The organism is Flavitalea antarctica (assembly GCF_054461535.1).
The window spans coordinates 54042-71552 of sequence record NZ_JBTLQG010000014.1 but is presented as its reverse complement, the minus strand read 5'-3'; the positions used below and the strand labels follow the sequence as shown (position 1 = coordinate 71552).

14 protein-coding genes are annotated in these 17511 nt (G+C 45.3%); all 14 read right to left on the bottom strand.

The window, feature by feature from the left end; translation table 11 throughout:
* Positions 1-21 precede the first annotated feature (21 nt).
* The 14 genes from ACX0G7_RS14535 to ACX0G7_RS14470 all read right to left on the bottom strand — a co-directional run bounded on the left by ACX0G7_RS14535 (position 22) and on the right by ACX0G7_RS14470 (position 17498).
* On the bottom strand, positions 22-2994 hold the full coding sequence (locus ACX0G7_RS14535; protein WP_458924218.1) for a DNA polymerase III subunit alpha: 2973 nt from the start codon (positions 2992-2994) through the stop codon (positions 22-24).
* A gap of 257 nt (positions 2995-3251) precedes the next feature.
* Entirely contained in the window at positions 3252-4541 is a 1290-nt protein-coding gene (locus ACX0G7_RS14530) for a sensor histidine kinase (RefSeq protein WP_458924217.1), read from the bottom strand.
* A 3-nt stretch (positions 4542-4544) separates the two neighbouring features.
* Complete coding sequence (locus tag ACX0G7_RS14525; protein ID WP_458924216.1) at positions 4545-4868, bottom strand: circadian clock KaiB family protein; 324 nt, start codon at positions 4866-4868, stop codon at positions 4545-4547.
* Position 4869: 1 nt separating this feature from the next.
* The gene (locus ACX0G7_RS14520; RefSeq protein ID WP_458924215.1) at positions 4870-5205 is read right to left on the bottom strand and encodes a circadian clock KaiB family protein; all 336 of its coding nucleotides are present in this window, start codon (positions 5203-5205) and stop codon (positions 4870-4872) included.
* A complete protein-coding gene (gene kaiC, locus ACX0G7_RS14515) occupies positions 5174-6919 on the bottom strand; it encodes a circadian clock protein KaiC (protein ID WP_458924214.1) in 1746 nt (581 codons plus the stop codon). Before kaiC ends, ACX0G7_RS14520 begins: the two co-directional genes overlap by 32 nt.
* Before the next feature lie 121 nt (positions 6920-7040).
* Entirely contained in the window at positions 7041-8927 is a 1887-nt protein-coding gene (locus ACX0G7_RS14510) for an ABC transporter ATP-binding protein (protein ID WP_458924213.1), read from the bottom strand.
* A 223-nt stretch (positions 8928-9150) separates the two neighbouring features.
* Positions 9151-10191: an ABC transporter ATP-binding protein gene (locus ACX0G7_RS14505; RefSeq protein ID WP_458924212.1), complete on the bottom strand. Its 1041-nt coding sequence runs from the start codon at positions 10189-10191 to the stop codon at positions 9151-9153.
* Between the two features lie 5 nt (positions 10192-10196).
* A complete protein-coding gene (locus ACX0G7_RS14500) occupies positions 10197-11030 on the bottom strand; it encodes a sialate O-acetylesterase (protein ID WP_458924211.1) in 834 nt (277 codons plus the stop codon).
* Between the two features lie 12 nt (positions 11031-11042).
* Positions 11043-11498, bottom strand: a complete 456-nt coding sequence (locus tag ACX0G7_RS14495; RefSeq protein WP_458924210.1) for a cold-shock protein — start codon at positions 11496-11498, stop codon at positions 11043-11045.
* A 167-nt stretch (positions 11499-11665) separates the two neighbouring features.
* Positions 11666-12202, bottom strand: coding sequence for a dihydrofolate reductase family protein (locus tag ACX0G7_RS14490; RefSeq protein WP_458924209.1), 537 nt, complete (start codon positions 12200-12202; stop codon positions 11666-11668).
* Between the two features lie 94 nt (positions 12203-12296).
* Positions 12297-14051 (bottom strand): GMC family oxidoreductase, encoded by a 1755-nt coding sequence (locus tag ACX0G7_RS14485; protein ID WP_458924208.1) that lies wholly within the window; start codon positions 14049-14051, stop codon positions 12297-12299.
* Positions 14052-14267: 216 nt separating this feature from the next.
* Positions 14268-15515 carry an MFS transporter gene (locus tag ACX0G7_RS14480; protein WP_458924207.1) on the bottom strand — a complete coding sequence of 416 codons (1248 nt, stop codon included), beginning with the start codon at positions 15513-15515 and terminating at the stop codon, positions 14268-14270.
* Positions 15516-15540: 25 nt separating this feature from the next.
* Entirely contained in the window at positions 15541-16311 is a 771-nt protein-coding gene (locus ACX0G7_RS14475; protein WP_458924206.1) for a 3-ketoacyl-ACP reductase, read from the bottom strand.
* 29 nt (positions 16312-16340) lie between these two features.
* Positions 16341-17498 carry a Gfo/Idh/MocA family protein gene (locus ACX0G7_RS14470; RefSeq protein ID WP_458924205.1) on the bottom strand — a complete coding sequence of 386 codons (1158 nt, stop codon included), beginning with the start codon at positions 17496-17498 and terminating at the stop codon, positions 16341-16343.
* Positions 17499-17511 lie beyond the last annotated feature (13 nt).

The window sequence follows — 17511 nt, the reverse complement described above, 5'->3', positions numbered from 1 at the left end:
CAGCCCCGTTATAGTATTGCTCTAAAGCTCACCGGCCACCGTTCGTTTTTCGTAAGATCTCGGCTTATAACCCACCCTGGCCATTTTGGTTGCTTCCAGTGTATATACCCCGAAGTCTTCGGTTACCCGGCCGGTAATGCGATAGAAACCACCGGTATGCAATGGATAATCCCTTGCCGAATCAGGAAAGTGAACGGTGTCTATCCAATCCAGGTTCGAGTCAACGAACGTTCCGAAAAACATCTGATCACGGTTTTTTGTCACCACTCCCTTCCGGGCAATATAATAGGCAAGCACGGTGATCGACTTGCCTGCAAAGTCGCGGATTCCTGAAGCGGCAACATAGTTTGACGGATCATCATCAACCATTTCAAACGGATTAGATAAAGTGAATCCCAGGATTTCCATCTGGTCGAACAGATCGTCCAGCCTGTAATCCTGCAAAGCCGGTAACCGGATCTCTACCGGTTCTTCGCTGAACAACGCAGGTGACGCATGATTTGCAGGCTGGTTTCTTTTCTGCAAAAAGTTTGCTTCCCACAATAAGTGCTTCTTTCCCTTCCCGGTGAACCGGAATGCGCCAATGCTTACCAGCGTGTTCAGCTGCTCGAGCCCTATATTGGTTCTTTCAATAAAATCCTGCATATGCTTAAAGGGACCGTTAACCTTTCGCTCATCCAGCAGGGTCTCTATCAACACGGTTTGCAGTCCTTTGATATGTACAAATCCTGCGAATACCTCATTGCCATGGATATTCGTGTACATATCACTGTTATTAACGCAGGGAGCCTTGATATCACCACCAATTTTAAGCAGTTCGAGAAAATAAAGCTCGCGCGAATAAAAGCCGCCGAAGTTATTGATCACCGCCACCATGAATTCTTTCGGGTAATAAGTTTTGAGGTATAGGCTCATATAACTTTCAACTGCGAAACTTGCCGAATGGGCTTTGTTAAAACTATATCCTGCAAAACTTTCCATCTGCCGCCATACTTCCCTTGCCAGTTCATCCGGATGCCCCATTTTTTTGCATCCCTCATAAAAATTATCCTGTATGATCTTGAATTGATTGTTCGAACGGTACTTTCCGCTCATTGCCCTGCGTAAAATATCAGCTTCACCAAGATCGAGACCCGCGAAATAATGTGCAATCTTTATTACATCTTCCTGGAAAACCATCACACCGTAGGTCTCTTTCATATGTTCTTCAAAAAGCGGATGCAGATAAACGGTTTTTTCGGGGTGGTGAAAGCGGTAAATATATTCGCGCATCATTCCTGATTGGGCCACACCGGGCCTGATGATTGAACTCGCCGCTACCAGGGTCAGGTAATCATCACAACGCAATTTTTTCAGGAGCTGTCTCATAGCCGGGGATTCGATGTAAAAACATCCGATGGTATTCGCCTCCCTGATCTGGCCGGCCACAAGTTTATCCTGCTTAAATTTTTCGACGTCGTGGATGTCTATGTCTGTTTTTTTATTTTGTTTGATGAGCGACAGGGCTTCACGGATATGACCGAGTCCACGCTGGCTGAGAATATCAAATTTGTTGAGCCCTATATCTTCAGCAACGAACATATCCATCTGTGTTGTTGGAAATCCTTTGGGTGGCATGAACAAGGAAACATGATTCAGAATAGGTTCTTCAGAGATCAGCATTCCACAAGGATGTATAGAAAGATTGCTCGGAAAGTTCCGCATCAGTGCCCCATACTGTATGATCAGTTGTTGAATGTGATCAGATGGTCTGTTTGTCAGTTGCAACGTTTTGATATCGCTGACCGGGAGACCAAATACTTTTCCAAGCTGCAGTATGATGGCGTCATGTTGAAAGGTGGGATAAGAGCCGAGTAATGCAACGTGTTTTTTTCCATATCGCTTGAAGATATAGTCGATCACTTCGTCCCGGTCAGTATAAGAAAAATCAATATCAAAATCAGGTGGCGACGTGCGATGCGGATTAAGGAACCTTTCAAAATAAAGATTAAGTTCTATCGGATCCACATCGGTTATCCGGAGGCAATAGGCAACTATGGAGTTGGCGCCGCTACCACGACCTACATAATAAAACCCGCGTGACTGGGCATAACGGATGATATCCCAGTTGATCAGGAAATAAGAAGTGAAGCCGAGTTCGTAAATGATCTTTAATTCTTTAGCCATCCGTTCCGAAGCAACCTTGTTGCGCCTTCCATACCGGGATATAAGTCCATCCTTTGCAAGTTTTTCAAGCAACACACGATCGTCTTCAACCGATGCACTGAAGGTTTTCTTTGTTTTATCAACCTTGAAATCCATTTCAAGATGACAACTATCAATCAGGCGGTAAGTATTTGTAACGATGAACGGGTATTGTTTGAACTCATTGAGAAGCTCCGAGGGAGATCTGAACGTTTCATCAGGTTCGCACTGCACATTTACCGGAAGCTTGGACAACAATAAATTCTTGTCGATGGCACGTAACAGGCGATGAAGGTTGAACCGCTTTTTGTCCTGTACTGTAACTGGTTGCCTGATTACAAAGTGCTGATGATACGTCCCGAAATCGATGTTATAAAGTTTTGATATCTCCGAGGGTAATACACCGATCTTTTCGTTACGTGCCAGGGAAAGATGAGATTTTTTACCGAATGGATATATCACATATCCATCATCGGCGGCACTGAAAAATACGGGGTTGTCACTGACGGCGGGGAAAGGTTTTTTGGCCATCAGGTGTTCCGTCAGAAAACTGTTGATCCAGGCAAGGCCCTTGTTATTTGCAGCAAGCAGAATGTACAGTAATTCATCTTCGTTCCTGATCTCAACACCAAGTATGGGCTTCATGCCCTGTTCACGGCAAAGCTTTACAAATTCCCAGCTATTACAGGTAGAGTTGATATTTGTAAGGGCAAGTGCAGTTATTCCAAGTGCTGTCGCGGTGTCGACGAGTTCTTTGGTCGAAAACGTACCATACCGGAAACTAAAAAAGGTCTTGCAATTCAGATACATAACAATGCAAGATTACTAAATTTTTTAGTAAATCTGGAACTAAGATAATTGGCGCCGGCGGGAAAAAATAACGAGCGCCGCTGGTGGCGTATCCTGAAGAAAATATCAGACCTTAAGAATCAGATTTTTCTTCGTTACCGGATAAGTAACCGTAAAAAAAATATATGCAGGAATAGCTCGGGTAAATCAGACCTCTGAGTAAGCCAGTGAACAGGATCAATTCACATGCAGAAGCACCTGTGAATAACCATAGAACTTTAAGCTGGCTGTTCGAGCGGCAGTATGAACAGGAACGTGGATCCTTCCCCGGAGACACTTTTAGCGGTGATCAGGCCATTGTGTTTCTCGATGATTTTTTTACTTATCGCGAGCCCTATTCCCGTGCCCTCGTATGCATCCTTGGAATGAAGCCTTTCAAACAATACGAATATGTTATCGAGATACCTGGATTCGAAGCCGATCCCGTTGTCTGAAATCGTGAAGAGGCAATAAGCGCCGCCGGGTGTTTCGTGACTGTCGAACGACTTATAAGCGATCGTCTTCGCGGAAATATGTATTACCGGCGGTACGTTTTCCCTGGAAAATTTGATGGCATTCGAGATGATATTCTGGAACACCTGCCTGATCTGTCCCCTGTTGACACCTATAACAGGTAAGGGGTCAACGGTGATCGATGCCTGTTTCTCTACGAAGATCAATTCGAGGTCCTCAAGCAATTCTTTGATCAGGATATTCAGATCAACTTTTTCAATATGATTTTTTTTGGATGAAAGCTTTGAATAATTCAGGATGTCAAGAACGAGCCGCTTCATGCGATCGGCTGAAACGGTGATCTTGCTCAGGTATTTTTGTGATTCCTCAGTAAGCTGATCTGCCGCCCTCGCTTTCAGCAATTCAGAAAACAGCTGGATCTTCCTGAGTGGTTCCTGCAAATCATGTGAAGCAACAGAAGCAAATTGCTGAAGATCGTGGTTGCTTGATTCAAGCGCATGATTTGATTCCGCAAGACGGGTGTTTTTTTCTCTGAGTGTTTCCTGGCTCTGTTTCAGGCTGGTGAGATCGGTCACAATTATACTCAGGGAAACACCGTCTTCCAGTTCAAGTGCGGTCAGGGATACAAGCACCGGTTTCTCATGCCCGTCTGACTTCAGCGAGATCTCTCCCTTGCAGTCTTCCCTCCAGCATCTTTCAAAATGTTCCCTGAAATAACCAAGGGTAGCATCAGTAACAAATTCTTCGAAATGACAGCCGATCACAGTGGAGATGGTCCGGTTAACCATTGAAGCAAACTGTGAATTACAATACAGTATCAAACCATCGTTACTGAGGGTGACGGCACCTTCCGTCATCTTTTCAATAAAAACCCGGTAGGTTACATCCGCTGACTTTAAGGTATAAAGCTGGTGCCCCCCTGCACCTTCAACCACCAGCGCGTCTACCTGGCCGGTACGAATTGCTTCAATTGTTTCATTAGCTTCGTAAAGTTGTCGCTTTACTTCTTCGAGCTCATTTAACAGATCATGATATGTGTTCGATCTCAATTCCATTGTTTAAGGTTGCAGACCAAGACCTCTCAAAACTTTTGCTGTTTCTGACATATCTCCTATCAATCTTCTTTCAGGTCCCGGAGTTTTTTTTATAAGTAAAGGCAGTGCAATGATCTGTTCTTCTTTTGCCAGGACTGCCTGCTGATACACATCAATTATTTCCAGTGAATACCGGCCCTTAAGATAATTCTCACAGATTTCCCGCACATTTTTTATTGCGCGCACCGAGTTAGGTGAAGTACCCGTGATGAACAACCTGAGCGTATATTCAGGTTCTTTCGCCGAAGGATCGTTGACATCAGAATTATGTCCTTGTTTTGTTACCATTCTAATTTTTTACCGGGCGGAGATCCAGCCCTACAAGCACCTTCTCTTCGTTCGAAAGATCACCAATTATTTTTCGTATTGGCACCGGTACCTTTCTTACCAGTGTCGGAATTGCAAGTATCTGATCCCCCGCGGCCAACTGGGGATGCAAAAGAAGATCAATGACTTCAAGACGATATTCATCACTAAGGTGCTGCTCACAATACTTTTGAAGATTTGCAAGCGCGGTCATCGACTTAGCAGTATTACCGGCGATATATAAACGCAGTTCATACTTGTAAGTTTTCTCCTTAACGGGTGACTTTTTACTCGGCTTTTTTGTCGTTCTCTTTGTCATTATCTTTTGTATTCGATCTTAGTTGACTTAATTTTCTCCGGTTCCTTTCCATGATCTGTTTTCGGAGATCTTCCTCCATGAAGGACCGGTTCAGTTCTTCCTGTACACCCTCAAACTCTTCTCTAAGCGAGCTTATCTTAGCCTCGAGCACAAGTCTTTTCCGCTCAATTTCTTTGTCTTTCCTGGTGATGGCATAAGTTTTCAATTCAACACCAGCGGCTTCATTCATCTGCTGTGCCTCGCGGGCAGAACCGGTGAGCACTCCATCAGGGCTCAGGTATACATCCAGCAGGTCAAGGCCTTTATCAGTGATAACAAATTCCCGTACCTGGTTCGAATGTTTCATACCACGGGATTTCATGATATACATGCCACGGTTCCTCTCCCCGTTTGATTCAATATCGCGAACCAGCAGCCAGGCATCCACCAGCGATGAAACACCCTCATCAGTTTGTTCATTTACGATATTATTCAGTGTGAGTGCAGTGAACATGACCGTGATGTTTTCTGATTGCAGGTAATCTATCAACCGGATCAAGATCGATTTTACCTCGGCAACGGAACCGACAGTGATAAGATTGGTTATCGGATCGAGAATTACTGTGGAAGGTTTAAACTTTTTGATCTTCTTATGGATAGCTACCAGGTGCATTTCCAGGCCAAACAGTGTTGGTCTTGAAGCGTGCATCTGCAGCAAGCCAGATGATATATGTTTACGAAGATCAACCCCGATCGAACTCATGTTTCGTACAATCTGTTGTGGCGATTCCTCAAAGGCAAAATATATACACTTCTCCTTTTTTTTGCAGGTGGCATCAGCAAACAGGGTTGCAATGCTTGTTTTGCCTGTACCGGCGGTTCCTGAAACAAGAATCGAGCTACCACGGAAAAATCCCTTCCCACCAAGCATTTTGTCAAGAGCCGGGATACCTGAAGGTACCCGCTCTGAAGAAACTTCATTATTAAGTAATAACGAAGTCACCGGTAACACGGAGATTCCATCTTCATCAATCAGAAAAGGATATTCATTTGTACCATGCATGGAGCCACGGTATTTCACAACTCTCAGCAGTCGGGTGGAAATCTGGTTTACCACGCGATGTTCCAACAAGATCACACAATCGGAAACATATTCTTCAAGACCCTGGCGCGTAAGAGATTTTTCACCCTGCTCCCCGGTGATTACTGCCGTGACACCTTTCTCTTTCAGCCAGCCAAATAACCGCCTTAATTCTGCGCGAAGGATGGCCTCATTGTTTAATCCTGAAAATAAATTCTCTATGGTGTCGAGCATCACACGTTTGGCGCCGATGCTATCTATGGCATAGCCTAAACGAATAAAAAGTCCATCAAGGTCATATTCCCCCGTCTCCTCTATCTCGCTCCTTTCTACCCTTACATGATCTATTCTGAGAAGATTATCTTTTTGAAGCTTTTTCAAATCGAAGCCAAGAGAAGCCACATTCAATTCGAGCTCACTGGCGGTTTCTTCAAAGGCCATTATAACGCCCGGCTCGTTAAATTCAATTGCACCACGCATGATGAATTCAATGCAAAATAACGTCTTGCCAGCGCCGGCTGCACCGCAAACCAATGTCGGCCTGCCTGCTGGCAAACCGCCACCGGTTATCTCGTCCATGCCGGTGATCCCTGTGGGAATTTTATTTATGGGCTGCACTTGCCTGGCAGTTCCTTTTTTGGAATTTGAAGCCATACGATTACATGGTTTACAGGTGTATGATCACGTTAGCCATTCAGGCTAATAATCGCTCCATGCGCTTCAAATCTAATGCCTTAACTAATTTATTGATTATCAAAACTTTCTTAAAATGAAATTATTCCACAACCTGTAGATCGTTTTTTCCGGATTGAGTAATCATGCCAAAATCAAACTGCATTTCATTCAGTTTCCTGTATAGGCCATTCATGTTCATGAGTTCTGCGTGGGTGCCGGCCTCGGACACTACACCCTTATCAATTACAACAATTTTATCTGCATTGCGGATAGTAGATAAGCGGTGAGCAATCACAAAAGACGTTCTTCCCTTCATGAGGTTTTCCAACGCTTCCTGCACCAGTTGTTCGCTATGGCTATCAAGCGAGGACGTGGCTTCATCCAGGATCAGTATGGCCGGGTCATTCAGGATCGCCCGGGCAATAGCGATACGCTGTCTCTGGCCCCCACTTAATTTTATGCCACGCTCGCCTACTACGGTGTCATATAGTTCCGGGAATCGTTCGATAAATTCATGAGCGTTTGCCTGCCTGGCAGCAGCTTTAATGGAAGCATCATCAGCATCGGGCTTGCCATAGGCGATATTGTCCCTGATTGTTCCGCCAAACAACTGAACCTCTTGTGGAACAAATGCCATTTGCTTCCGGAGCTGGGTGAGCGGAAAATCCTTTGCCTTCCGCTCATCAAAATATATTTCACCATGATCCGGCTCATAAAACCTCAGCAACATGGCTGCTATCGTAGTTTTTCCCGCACCACTTGGTCCTACAATGGCGATCTGCTGACCGCTCTCTGCGCTCATACTAAGATCCCGGAGCACAGTTACATCTTTTCTTGAGGGATAACTGAAAGCAACCTTGCTGAGCCTTACATTACCATTGATCTTAAATTGCGGGTCGATGGTTACAGGGGTCAGGCTCACCGGCTCACCTTCCCCACGCATAATTTCTCTTACACTCTGGGTGGCTCCAAGTGTTCTCTGCAACTGCGAGAACATGTCGGCGAAACCTGCAAATGTGCCACCAACGAACATGGAAAAGATGACAAACATCGTAAGTGATCCAATGGTCAGTTCGCCCGACTGGATCAGGTTCACACCATACCACATTACAAATGCGATGGTTCCGAATACACTAAAGATCATAAAGGAAACAAACGCGCCCCGATAACGCGCATTTGTTATTGCTGTATCAACCACCGCGTAAATACTTTTTACATATCGGGCAACTTCGTAAAACTCACCGGTAAAAGCTTTAACAACAGTGATGCCCTGGAAAGTCTCCTGTACGATGGTGCCGCTTTCTGCCAGTTGATCCTGTGCCCGTTTTGCCATTTTCCGGATCTTTTTGCCGAAAACAACCGCCAGCACTGCTATTACGGGAACTACAGATAACATCACCAGGGCAAGCTTTGCACTTATCCAGAATATAAATACAAGCCCGATTATCAAAGTAAAGATCCCTCTCAAAAACTCAGCAAGTGTAAACGAGATAGCATCCTGGATCTGGGAAAGATCGGATGAAATGCGGTTGCTTAATTCACCAACACGTTTTTCGGAGAAAAAGTGCATGGGCATTGTCAGCAGCTTGCTATATACATCCCGGCGCATACCCGCGAGTGATCGTTCGCCTACTTCAGTGAGCAGGTAAATACGCATAAAAGAAAAAATGGTCTGAATGGCGAGCTGAACAAAAATAAGTATCAGGGTCGTGTTGACACTCCAGTGTATATCTTTCAGGTTGAAGCCAAACGACGAAACCGGGCTGGTGGTCGCAAGCCCTGCCCCCGGTGAGGCGGCATCAATCATCTTACCCAAGAACAAAGGGAACAAACTGGTTGTAAACGCGGAAAGTGCTATAAATACAAGGGCCCAGAAAAATTTCACACGATACGGTTTCACATAGGTGAATAGTACCAATGCCTCTCTTAAACTCTCTTTTGTGATCTTAACCTTTGGTTTATCGTCATTACTTTTACCTCTTGCCATAGCCTTGCAAGTTAGGAATTTTAGTATCAATCTACCCCGCTCATCTCTCCGGATGCGGTTATCATTAAGTGATCTTCTATTTGAATGGCCGGGAAAAAGATGAACAGTATAACGGTTATAAGTAACCGAAGTCAGGAGCCGGCTTTTAAATGTTTAAGCTGAGATGTGCGAGGCTGCGGGCGGGGTGCTTGCATTTTCACGGGTTCGGTGGCCAACCAGCGATTCAGGCCAGGGATACCAGGTGAACATCCTGCCCGGAAATTTGAATAACTACTTCCTTTCCCGGCTGCGTTGATGAATGCCACGACCGGCTTGTAATTTTGTGTTCGCCTACCAGGAAGTCGGTTTCAAAATAATGACCGAAGTGCCTGGCAGCTATTGCCCTTCCGGTAAAGCGGATCTGCGATTGACCTGTTTGCCCTATTTGACGCGCAGCAATACTGTCACCGGTTACCAATGAATCAACAACTAAACATTTCTCCGGTCTTACTATGGCCCTTAGCCCTGGTGGTACCTTAAGATCCATGCCTGCTAAATGCAGTGACTCTTCCGGCAAGAGATTGTATTTCCCGAACAAAGCCGCTGTATAGGTCGATACTGGTTTCGAATAAATCAGTCCAGGTGAATTTTTTTCAACGATCTGACCATCTTTCATCACGATGATTTCATGAGCCCAGGGAAGGGTATCGACCGGGTCATGAGAGATCATGATAAACGACATGTTTAGTTCATTACCGATATCTTCAATAATGTGTTTCAGCAGTTCCTTGTTTGCAGGATCCATATTCGAAAATGGTTCGTCAAGCAAAAACAGCTTTGGATCCATGATCAGTAATCTTGCAATGGCTATTCTTTGTTGTTCACCACCTGAAAGTTCATCCGTTCTTCTTTTGAACAGATGCCTGATGCGACAAAGGCTATATAATCTGTCAGCCTTCTCAACCGGCCATTCATTTGCATATTCAAGTATCTGTTCAACGCGGAGGAAATGCGGCAGCCTGAAATCCTGCGACAAGTACGCAATTCCCTGATGGCCGGGAATTAACTTATCGGCGGGTCCTATAACTTTCTGATCCCTGAAGATCACTTCACCGCGATCAGGCTGAGCCAGCCCGGCGATGATCTTCAATAAGGTCGTTTTTCCTGAACCCGTTTCACCGGCAACTGCGATATTGCATCTTTCTGATTGCCTGAAGCTGATATTGGTGAGATGAAATCCCCGTTCGTCTTTTTTGCTGACACCGTTAACCTGTAGAAGATCCATGAATACTATTGTAACGTTTTGGTCCCGGTTTGCAAGGCCTTCATGGCTTCGGCCATTCTTTTTCCTAACAGGTCAGCTGAAGGTGAATCAAAATGCGTGGTGTCACCTTTGTGGCGGAGATCTGTGCTGACGGCTAATAATGAATGTGGGATTGTTTCCCCGAGCTTTCTTAATTCGAGATTGATCAACTGGTAACCCGGCCGGAATGTTCCAAGTTCACCTGCAACAAAGGGTAATGCCTGTACGCCGGTGGCTGTGCGCAGACGTTGAACTAGTACCTGGAGGTTTTGGATATATTGGGGAGCTTCCGATGGCTTCGAGTCTGACTCGCCCTGGTGCCACAAAATGCCTTTAAAAACACCGGCTTTTTTCGCTTCGTTAATTCTGATCAGGGCATCATCGAAAGGATGAGTTTTGGTAGCGCTGTCATACCCACCGGGGACCCAGGATCGGATGGAGGTCCCGCCTACGGCACAGGGAACAAGGCCTATCCTGACTTCCGACGTTGATGCATGCTGACGACTGGAATCCGGCGAAGCTGCCCGGCGTTTGATTGAATCTGCTTCGGCCATGGTTTTCGCGAAAGCGAATCCCGGACCGACGCCAACTATGGCGGGTTTGTCAAAATGCAGGGGATGGCGGGCAGGAACCCATTTGCCCGATTTGTCAAGCATAAAAATATTGTTGTATTGCAGGTCGCGATATGAGGCGGTGATTTCACCTCTTCCCGCCATATTAGATTGACCAACCAGGAGGTAGAGATGAAAACTACTGTCTGGCTGGGCCTGGCTCCCAAATACGGTACACATTGCGAGTGCAATACAAACAAACTTTTGCATGAAGGATCAGGACTAACCGCCCTTCTTTACGTTAACTGCGTTTGGTCCTTTGGGGCCCATCATTACTTCAAATACAACCTTGTCATTTTCACCGATGCGCTCAGAGATCTGGTTCACATGCACAAAAATGCTTTCCTGTGATTTCAGATCCTTGATGAAGCCAAAGCCTTTGGCATCATTGAAAAATGTAACAACGCCCGTTCTTACAGGGTCTTCCTGTACACGATCCTCTTGCCGGAGGGTTCCAATCTGCATGTCTTCCAGATTGAATACTTTCTTTTTCTTGGGATCCGGCGGAGTAGATGAAATATTGCCGTTTTCGTCCAGGTAGGCCATCATTTCGTCGAGAGACTTGCCTTTTTTAGCATTAGCCTTACGCTCGTCCATTTTTTCCTGTTTCTCCTGGCGTAATTTTAATCTTTTCTTTTCTTTTTCTTTTTTTCCAAATGTTTCCTGAGATTTTCCCATATTTCTTTTCTGATTTGTTTGTATAAAGTTCGTGAATTATTCCCGAAGCATCTAAATAAACAAAAGTTATTAACATCCGCCCTGCGGATAAACACCGCAACAATAAGAAAAAACGGCGTTTGAAGTCAATCCCTTTATAACCAATGAAATGAAGTACGGACGTCCAACTAACTGACAGGTTTGGATGGCCTGTTATACCAGAGTTGAACAAGACCTGAAGGGTAAGTGACGCATTTTTTGAATTCGAGAGCCTGCGAGGGCCTGCCATCACGGAACAGCCTGATCCCGTCACCGACCAGGTATGGTATTACCGAAACTATCAATGTATCAATCAACGAGCGCTGAAGAAGCTCAAATACGAGTTCTCCGCCACCGTCACAATAAATATTCTTCCCTTCCTGTTTATGAAGCTCCTTAATTAATCCGTCAAGGTCACCAAAATAAGTAACATTTTCATCGCTCCCTGTTCTCGACCTGGAGAATACGTAGCATTTCTTATCCTTGTGTGGAAATTCAATACCGAACGACAATAATTTGTCATAAGTCCTCCTGCCCCAGATCAGCGTATCTATATCTTTTTGAAACGAAAGATAACCATAGTCCTCCCCCGGAACATCGACCGATGACAAAAAATCAATATTGTCATCCTTGCCAGCTATATATCCGTCAAGGCTCATCGCAATATATAAAATGATTTTTCTCATCACCAGGGGCCATCAAATCATGATGTACTTTTATATATGAATTAAGCCCAGGCATTTTATCAGCCGTTTTATCAGCCTGACATGTTGCACATGTCTAACCTGTTGGAAGATTATTCTTTTTCAGTCCGTCAATAATATATTCAGAAGCCCTCATACTTAATGCGAGGATCGTCCAGGTGATATTTTTATCGGCCTGGGAAGTGAAAGCAGCTCCATCCACCACAAACAAATTTTTACAGTCATGAGCCTGGTTCCATTGATTCAGCACCGAAGTTGCCGGATTGCTTCCCATCCTTGCAGTACCACCTTCATGAATAATTTTACCGGGAGAATTCAAGCCCCAGTCATTCTGTTCGTTATCCTTATCGCCTCCCGTGATAACCGCACCCATCGAGTGCATGATCTCACGAAACGTTTCCTTCATATGTTTGGCCTGTTTGATCTCGTATTCACTCCATTTCACATTAAATCTCAAAACAGGAATTCCATATTTATCAACGGTATTCGGATCGATCTCACAATAATTGTCTTTGCGGGGCACAGCTTCACCACGGCCCGCCATACTGATGTTTGCGCCATAAAAAAATCTTGCATCTTTTTTCAACTGCGCGCCATAACCACCTGCTTCATGACTTACACCGTTCACAGGATAACTGCCATTAAGGTTTTGTGAGTTGAACCCAAACCCATACATTGGCATGTTCATTCCACCACCATATTCAATGTGATAACCACGGGGAAAATCAAGTTTTTTATTATCCAGCCACCATGGAGTGTAAACATGCATGCCCCCGACTCCGTCTTCATTGTATCGTTTTCTGCCAAATAACGAAGGGATGTATCCACTCATACTTGCCCCGGTCGAATCATGGAGGTACTTACCAACTACCTCGGAGCTGTTTGCCAGTCCGTTTGAATGACGGGCAGATTTTGAGTTAAGCAGGATCCTTGAACTTTCGCAGGAACTGGCGGCAAGTATCACCACTTTGCCGGTTACCTGGTATTCCTGCAAGTCTGTTTTATTTACATATGACACGCCGGTTGCCAGCCCCTCTTTATTGGTAAGAACCTCACGTGCCATGGCGTTGGTGACCAGGTCAACATTGCCGGTGGCAACTGCTGGTTTAACAAGGACCGAAGACGAAGAAAAATCGGCATAAACCTGGCAGCCCCTGTTACACTGGCGGCAATAAAAACATGCGCCACGGTCTTTATTATCTGGCAATTGTTTGGTAAGTATAGATAACCTTGAAGGTATAACGGGAAGGCCTACCCCAGTTGCACCCTTCTTTATCAGCAGTTCGTGCAATCTTGGTTTTGGGGGAGGAAGGAAGACCCCATCCGGGTCATTGGGTAATCCTTCATTAGTGCCAAACACCCCTATCATCTTATCAACAACATCGTAATATGGCTTGATGTCGTCATAGCCTATCGGCCAGTCATCCCCGAGACCATCGATACTTTTTCTTTTGAAATCCCTGGGTCCAAAACGAAGCGAGATCCTACCCCAGTGGTTCGTTCTGCCACCAAGCATCCGGGACCGGAACCAGTCCCATTGTGTGCCTGGACTTTTGGTATAAGGTTCGCCATCAATTTCCCACCCCCAGTAAGCAGCGTCGAAATCACCAAACGGTCTGAACTTAGTACTTGCACCCCTTCGGGCACTTTCCCAGGGGTTCTTGAGCTGCGTAACGTTTTTGGCAGGATCATACATCGGGCCGGCCTCAAGTAAACAGACCTTTAATCCCGCTTTTGACAAAATATAGGCTGCCATTCCGCCGCCGGCACCGCTACCCACGATCACAACGTCATACTGTTTCGATTCTTTTTTTATCTGAAAGATTCCCATATCCGAAAATATTTAAAAAATTGATCGTCCCCAATCTTGATTTAAATCAACAATTGCGGTAACTACCTATAGATTAAGGGTGGTTATACCGGTGTTTATACAAGGGTTTACTGCTTACTTGCAGCCAGTTCATACCAATCGATGGCTGTACTAGTCAACCAACCATTTCCATTAAACCTTCCTGATTGCCCCTGCGACCGCGGGGGCAGTCCTTTTTCAGGACTCTTCGTAATCCAGGTCCTTTGAAAAAGTTTCCGGCAGTTTCCATAGAAAAAGGAGCGCAATTCCTACTACTATGGTACCGACAATGACCGCGCTGGTTGTTATTCCAAAAGAGTTCTTCAGGTATAGAAAAAGTCCCGATATCGGAATTACAGAGGCCCTCACAAAATTGGGAACAGTGGTCGCAACGGTTGCCCGGAGATTACTACCGAAGAGCTCAGCAGCAATCGTCACAAACAGTGTCCAATAACCGTTGAAGAATCCGAGGCATGCACAGAGAATATAAAATGTGGTCAGACTCTGTGTTTGTGTCAGGAGATATGCCAGCATGAGGGCATAGGAACCCAATAAAAATACAAGCATACCTTTTTTACGGCTTTTCCATTGCTGACTCATCGAACCACTTACTATGTCACCCAGCACTTGTCCCGCAAAGGCGAGCATTACAGCTTTGCCTGCAACGATAGGTTCAGTAACTCCAAGGGCCTGTCCGAATTCAGGTGAAAAGAAGATCAGTACTCCTGACACAAACCAGATAGGTGTGCCGATCAGGATGGCAGATATGTACTTGAAGAAACGCCTTTTGCTGGAAAATAACATCAGGAAATTACCGCGCTGAACATTCTTGTTGGCTATTTTCAGGAACATTCCTGATTCAAATACACCCACTCTCATGGCCAGTAGCAGCAATCCCAGTCCGCCGCCAACAAAATACGAAGTTCTCCAACTAAATGTATCAGCAATAAAAAATGCCAGTATCGCACCCAGTACACCCACCGTTGCTACTAACGTTGTACCATAACCGCGGATATGTTTTGGAAGGATCTCTGCCACCAGTGTTATGCCCGCGCCAAGTTCGCCGGCAAGGCCCACGCCTGCAATAAATCTCAGGACGACATACTGATCGTATGAATTAATAAAACCGTTTGCAACATTAGCAAGGGAATACATCAGTATAGATCCAAAAAGCACAGAGCGGCGACCTTTTTTGTCCCCGATCACTCCCCAAAGTATTCCTCCGATCAGCATTCCTGCCATTTGTATGTCAAGGATATAAAGCCCTTTGGTAAACAGCTCTTCTTGTGTCAACCCGAGATCCCTGAGACTGGGCACACGTACTATATTAAAAAGAAACAGATCATACATGTCTACCATATAGCCGAGGGCGGCCACGATAACAGGCACTTTCAGCAGATAGCTAAAAGGAGAAGGTTCGGAAGATGCTGCTTTTGTCAAAGACATAGTCAATCATTAACGGAAATAAAAATTAAAGTCTCGGGATAGCCATTCCGCCATCAACCATAATTACCTGGCCTGTAGAATAGGGGAAATTTCCTGCAGCCAGGGCGGCTACAGCACGACCCACATCAGCAGGCTCACCCCATCTTTTCTGCGCAGTCAATCCTCCTGCAATCAGCTTATCATATTTTTCGGTTACTCCCGCCGTCATGTCACTGCGGATTATGCCCGGCCTCACTTCATAAACAGGGATGTTGTATTCGGCGAGCCTCGTAGCAAAAAGTTGTGTCGCCATAGTGATCCCTGCCTTGGAAACACAGTATTCGCCCCTGTTGACAGAAGCAAACGTTGCTGATACCGACGAGACATTTACTATACATCCGTTGAAACCTTTTTCATTTTTTATCTGGGCGATCATCCAGTTTGCAACTGCCTGCGTAAGAAAATAAGGACCCTTCAGATTTGTAGAGATCAACCGGTCAAAACTTTCTTCGTTAGCTTCCAGGATATCTTTACGCTCCAGCGGTGCTATGCCTGCGTTGTTAACGAGTACATGAAGCGACCCAAAATGAGCATTGATTTCGCTGAGCATCACAGCACGCTGTTCGGCCGAAGAAACATCAGCCCTGCAATAGATCACTTCTGCACCCAGCGCCTTAAGTAATTGCAGGTTATCTGCTACGGCATCTACCGGCCTTACCCCGTTAATGGCAAGATCAAATCCCTGCATGGCCAGTTCAGTGGCAATCCCAAGACCGATGCCGCGGCTTCCGCCTGTTACCAGTGCAACTCTTTTCACAATAATATTTTTTAGTGATAAATGTCAGACTATCCCTTAAGCTCAGGAATATCAACCCAGCATCTTTTTTCCCAGCTTTCCAAACCCTTCTCTGCAAGCTGTACTCCTTTTGCCCCTTCCCTGAGATCCCATGGGAACGGAGTATCCTTTACGATATGTTTGAGAAAAAGTTCCCACTGAACTTTGAAAGCATTGTCAAAGTTCTCCTGTTCGGGCACTTTCGACCAGCCTTCAAAAAAGTTTATCGGCTGCACTATGTCCGGGTTCCATACAGGTTTCGGAGTGTTTCCATAATGCTGAATGTAACACTCACGGAGACCCGCAACCGCAGATCCTTTCGTTCCATCCACCTGGAGAGTTAGCAGGTCATCGCGACGGACACGTACGGTCCAGGATGAGTTGAATTGCGCAACGATTCCATTTTCAAGTTCAAAACTGGCATACGCTGCATCATCGGCTGTGCACTTATACGGTTTTCCATTCTCATCAATCCTCTCTTTGATATGCGTGGCGCCAAGGCAGGATACCGCTTTGACCTTTCCGAAAATATGGTCAAGGACGTATCTCCAGTGACACAACATATCGACTATGATTCCACCATCGTCTTCTTTACGATAGTTCCATGACGGTCTTTGTGCGGGTATGGAATGACCTTCAAATACCCAGTAACCAAATTCACCACGCACAGAAAGTATATCGCCAAAAAACCCATTCTCGATAAGTCTTTTAATTTTTAACAGCCCCGGCAACCAGAGTTTATCCTGAACCACGCCGTTTTTCAGACCCGCATTTTTGCATAATGTAAATAATTCAAGCGCAACATCGGTACTGACTGCAGTTGGCTTTTCACAATATATATGCTTCCCTGCCTTTACAGCCTTCCGTACACCATCTGCTCTCCTGCCTGTTGTTTGAGAATCAAAATACACCTGGTATTTTGGATCCCCTAACACCGAGTCCAGATCCGTTGTGAAAGCAGTAACACCAGATTGTTCAGCGAGCTTCTGCAACTTTATGGCATCACGGCCGACAAGTACGGGATCGGGCATGATGAATTCAGATGGACTGATCTTAACCCCGCCTTCTTTCATGATCGCAGCAATAGACCGCAACAGGTGTTGGTTAGTTCCCATCCTGCCGGTAACTCCATTCATGATTATACCTACGGTGTGTATGGTCGGTTTCATTTTTATTTTTTTG

Excerpts from the sequence above, each read along its gene's own strand:
- ACX0G7_RS14535 (WP_458924218.1), bottom strand. The coding sequence starts at position 2,994 with ATGTATCTGAATTGCAAGACCTTTTTTAGTTTCCGGTATGGTACGTTT.
- ACX0G7_RS14530 (WP_458924217.1), bottom strand. The coding sequence starts at position 4,541 with ATGGAATTGAGATCGAACACATATCATGATCTGTTAAATGAGCTCGAA.
- ACX0G7_RS14525 (WP_458924216.1), bottom strand. The coding sequence starts at position 4,868 with ATGGTAACAAAACAAGGACATAATTCTGATGTCAACGATCCTTCGGCG.
- ACX0G7_RS14520 (WP_458924215.1), bottom strand. The coding sequence starts at position 5,205 with ATGACAAAGAGAACGACAAAAAAGCCGAGTAAAAAGTCACCCGTTAAG.
- kaiC (WP_458924214.1), bottom strand. The coding sequence starts at position 6,919 with ATGGCTTCAAATTCCAAAAAAGGAACTGCCAGGCAAGTGCAGCCCATA.
- ACX0G7_RS14510 (WP_458924213.1), bottom strand. The coding sequence starts at position 8,927 with ATGGCAAGAGGTAAAAGTAATGACGATAAACCAAAGGTTAAGATCACA.
- ACX0G7_RS14505 (WP_458924212.1), bottom strand. The coding sequence starts at position 10,191 with ATGGATCTTCTACAGGTTAACGGTGTCAGCAAAAAAGACGAACGGGGA.
- ACX0G7_RS14500 (WP_458924211.1), bottom strand. The coding sequence starts at position 11,030 with ATGCAAAAGTTTGTTTGTATTGCACTCGCAATGTGTACCGTATTTGGG.
- ACX0G7_RS14495 (WP_458924210.1), bottom strand. The coding sequence starts at position 11,498 with ATGGGAAAATCTCAGGAAACATTTGGAAAAAAAGAAAAAGAAAAGAAA.
- ACX0G7_RS14490 (WP_458924209.1), bottom strand. The coding sequence starts at position 12,202 with ATGAGAAAAATCATTTTATATATTGCGATGAGCCTTGACGGATATATA.
- ACX0G7_RS14485 (WP_458924208.1), bottom strand. The coding sequence starts at position 14,051 with ATGGGAATCTTTCAGATAAAAAAAGAATCGAAACAGTATGACGTTGTG.
- ACX0G7_RS14480 (WP_458924207.1), bottom strand. The coding sequence starts at position 15,515 with ATGTCTTTGACAAAAGCAGCATCTTCCGAACCTTCTCCTTTTAGCTAT.
- ACX0G7_RS14470 (WP_458924205.1), bottom strand. The coding sequence starts at position 17,498 with ATGAAACCGACCATACACACCGTAGGTATAATCATGAATGGAGTTACC.